This window comes from Desulforamulus profundi (assembly GCF_002607855.1).
This window is the reverse complement of the sequence record NZ_AWQQ01000130.1, coordinates 1-1,830: the sequence shown is the minus strand read 5'-3', so window position 1 is coordinate 1,830 and position 1,830 is coordinate 1. Positions and strand designations below refer to the sequence as shown.

5 protein-coding genes are annotated in these 1,830 nt (G+C 50.9%); 3 read left to right on the top strand and 2 right to left on the bottom strand.

Annotated features, from left to right (window positions below):
• Positions 1 to 183, top strand: a 183-nt coding sequence (locus P378_RS17200) for a P-loop NTPase family protein (protein ID WP_207654077.1), incomplete at its 5' end; no start/stop codon positions are given.
• 98 nt (positions 184 to 281) lie between these two features.
• Here the strand turns inward: P378_RS17200 and P378_RS17195 are convergent.
• The gene (locus tag P378_RS17195; protein ID WP_099084071.1) at positions 282 to 602 is read right to left on the bottom strand and encodes an AzlD domain-containing protein; all 321 of its coding nucleotides are present in this window, start codon (positions 600 to 602) and stop codon (positions 282 to 284) included.
• Positions 566 to 1,270: an AzlC family ABC transporter permease gene (locus P378_RS17190; RefSeq protein WP_099084070.1), complete on the bottom strand. Its 705-nt coding sequence runs from the start codon at positions 1,268 to 1,270 to the stop codon at positions 566 to 568. Before P378_RS17190 ends, P378_RS17195 begins: the two co-directional genes overlap by 37 nt.
• A 187-nt stretch (positions 1,271 to 1,457) precedes the next feature.
• Here P378_RS17190 and P378_RS23235 point away from each other — a divergent pair, with 187 nt between their 5' ends.
• Together P378_RS23235 and P378_RS17185 are read left to right on the top strand one after the other, a co-directional pair.
• On the top strand, positions 1,458 to 1,673 hold the full coding sequence (locus P378_RS23235; RefSeq protein ID WP_274378766.1) for an EamA family transporter: 216 nt from the start codon (positions 1,458 to 1,460) through the stop codon (positions 1,671 to 1,673).
• Complete coding sequence (locus tag P378_RS17185) at positions 1,595 to 1,822, top strand: EamA family transporter (RefSeq protein ID WP_274378765.1); 228 nt, start codon at positions 1,595 to 1,597, stop codon at positions 1,820 to 1,822. The genes P378_RS23235 and P378_RS17185 overlap by 79 nt, the downstream gene beginning before the upstream one ends.
• The last annotated feature ends 8 nt before the right edge of the window (positions 1,823 to 1,830 follow it).

The window sequence follows — 1,830 nt, the reverse complement described above, 5'->3', positions numbered from 1 at the left end:
GACGAACCCACCTACGGTCTGGATACCGAGAGCAGGATCATGCTGGCCGAGGCCGTCAGCAAAGCCCAGCAGGAATGTAAATTTGAGCAGCTGCTGCTGGTTTCCCACGATCAGGCCTTTGACGACAAGGTGGAGTATGCCCTGCATTTAAGCTATTCTCCGGTGGAAGGGACAAAGCTTTAGGTAATGGAGTGGTTGTGGTTACTCTATGGCAGATAGGGTTTGTTACCTTGCAAGAAGGGGCTGATCAAAAATGCCGCCGGTTCTGTTCGGCGGCATTTTTACATGAACTTGTTTAACAGAACCACCATGGCCATGCCGGTGACCACCGTTAAAAAGATGCTCTTGCTGTAAATACCGGTGATAAAGCAGGGGATGGCAGCCAGCAGGTAGGTGTTTGAAAGATTGACACTGAGCTGCCCGTCTTTCAGCAGCAGTTCCGGGGCCAGCAGCGCGGACAGCACGGCCACCGGGACATAACTCAGCCAGTTCAGCAGTCCCTTGGAAATATTGATGCGGGATAAAATGGCCAGGGGCAGCATGCGGGGGATGTAGGTGACAATCATCATGCCGATAATGATTGTGAGGACTTTTCCATCCATTTATCAATCAACACTCCTATCGTTACAGAAATGACGGTGGCCAGGATGATGTTCCAACTGCCGCCCAGGTTCAGTTTGATACCGATGGATAAGACTGCGGAAATAAAGATAATGGAAATGGCCTTCTTGTGTCTCACCTGAAGGATCAGCAGGGCGATGAACATGGCCGGCAGGGCAAAATCAAGGCCGAACTTTTGGGGCTCCGGGATAAAGTTGCCCATCACCGAGCCCAGCACGGTGCTGGAAAGCCAGGCCAAATGGGAAGTAATAAACAAGCCCAAGAAGTACCACTGACTTTTTTGCTGTTTTGCAACCGCGCCGATGGAAATGGCATAGGTTTCATCGGTGACCCAAAAGCCCAGCAGAGACAGTAATTTCGCATTAATGTTTCTTACGTAAGGAGCCAGGGAAGCCGTCATTAACATATGACGGGAATTGACCAGAAAAGTGGTTAAAACAATGGCGCCGATGGAAGCCTGGGCTGCCAGCAGCCCTGCCGCGATAAATTGGGAAGAACCTGCGTATACCAGCAAAGACATCATAAAAATTTCTACGGTGGACATGCCCGATTGCACCGCTAAAACGCCAAAGGCCATTCCGATGGGAAAATAACCGAAGACAACCGGCAGGGCCGCACTAATCCCTTCTTTTATGTCTGAACGAACCAACTGACTAAACCTCCTTCGCAAAACCGTAGATAGTTCTAATAATAACAGAATTTGTCCATGCCTGTCATCCGGGAATAAACTTTTGTCCGCCAAAGGGCAACTTTTCTGTATTCCACAGACCGGGGAATCTGTTACAATACCTCAGGGGGTGTAAGGTTTGAAGCCGTCCGTCAAAGGATTTTTCTTTTTGGTAGGGGCTACGTCCATGTGGGGGATCTCCGGCACCGTGGCCAAAATTTTATTTAACCAGCAGGTAAACCCCCTGCACCTGGTCACCATCAGGATTACTTTGTCCTTCCTGGTGCTGCTGGCCTACCTGGCCCTTTGGAAACCTCATTTGCTACGGGTAAAAAATGCGATCTTCTCTACCTGGCCGTACTGGGGATCGGCGGAATTGCGCTGAATCAGTTCAGTTATCTCTATACCATCAGCCAGACCAACGTGGCCACCGCAGTGTTTCTGCAGTACCTGGCGCCAGGCATTGTGGCCGCCTACGCCTTTCTCTTTCAGGGGGAAAGATGGGGCCCGCCAAACTGCTGGCCCTGCTGCTGACCGCCGGG